This window comes from Kitasatospora sp. NPDC059817 (assembly GCF_042731835.1).
Taxonomy (GTDB): Bacteria; Actinomycetota; Actinomycetes; order Streptomycetales; family Streptomycetaceae; genus Kitasatospora.
This window is the reverse complement of sequence record NZ_JBHWIR010000301.1, coordinates 1-944: the sequence shown is the minus strand read 5'-3', so window position 1 is coordinate 944 and position 944 is coordinate 1. Positions and strand designations below refer to the sequence as shown.

1 protein-coding gene is annotated in these 944 nt (G+C 71.3%); it reads right to left on the bottom strand.

Translation table 11 applies throughout. The annotated features are described in order from the left end of the window. Positions 1-263: 263 nt before the first annotated feature. Complete coding sequence (locus ACFV61_RS33815) at positions 264-758, bottom strand: hypothetical protein (RefSeq protein ID WP_380377778.1); 495 nt, start codon at positions 756-758, stop codon at positions 264-266. Between the last annotated feature and the right edge of the window lie 186 nt (positions 759-944).

Here is a 944-nt window from a genome sequence, read left to right as displayed (position 1 = left end):
GTCCGCGCCCCCACACCGCGGGGGGGTCCCCGCCCGGCGCGGGCGGGCGCCCCCCTCCCCCGCCGGGGCCGCGCGCCGGCCGGGAGCCGACGACCGAGGTCGCCGCCCGCAGAGGTCCACTCAGAACCGGCGCGCTGTCCGAGACGGTTCCGACAGACCGCCCGGGTGGACCTGACGCCCGATCAAGTCGCAATCGCGGTAGAACGGATGGCGGGCGGCGACGGCGAGGAGCGCGACTTCCGCACGACCGGTGCGGTCGGGCCTCAGGCGCGCCGCACCACGAAGGTGACCTCGGCGGTGTTCCCCTTGCCCCCGATCACCTCGCACGTGAGGCCCGCGCCGACAGTGCACTCGTTGATGTTCGACCCGGCATAGGGATTGCTCCAGTGGATCAACCCGTTCCAGGTGTCCACGCCGAAGCTGATCTGCCCCTCGGTGCCCGTCAGGAACCCGCACGACTCGGTTTTCCAGCTGGGGGCGACGTTCGGCAGGATGTAGCTCGGGGGCAGGGGGCTGCCGGCGGTCCAGCACCCGTGGGCCAGGGTGGCCGAGCCGAGGTAGAGCATGCTGCTGGTCTGGTTCGACAGGGTGACCTTGGTGCTGCGCACCGCGTAGCCGGCGGACGCCGTCGGGGTGGCCGACTGCGCTGTTCCGGCGCTGGGGGTGGCGGCCTGCGCCGCGGGAGCCAGGGCCAAGCCTGCGCTCAGCGCCAGGACGGCGGTCAGTACGGAGGACTGGACAACACGTTTCGAGGTCATGGCAGCCAACTCTCGATCGGAGGGCGGTCAGGTACATGTCTCAACGGGATGGCGGACCTCGTTGGTTCACCAACCGCCACGACGTACGGGATTGACTTCCTCCCCCGGCTGAAGCCGGGGGATTCCCCTCAGCCTCGCGGCTGAGCCGCTGCGCGTGAGCGCTGCGGTCGGGATGTTTCCTGCTTC

What these genes read in the sequence shown, in the direction of transcription:
- ACFV61_RS33815 (WP_380377778.1), bottom strand. Translation starts at nt 758, where the DNA reads ATGACCTCGAAACGTGTTGTCCAGTCCTCCGTACTGACCGCCGTCCTG.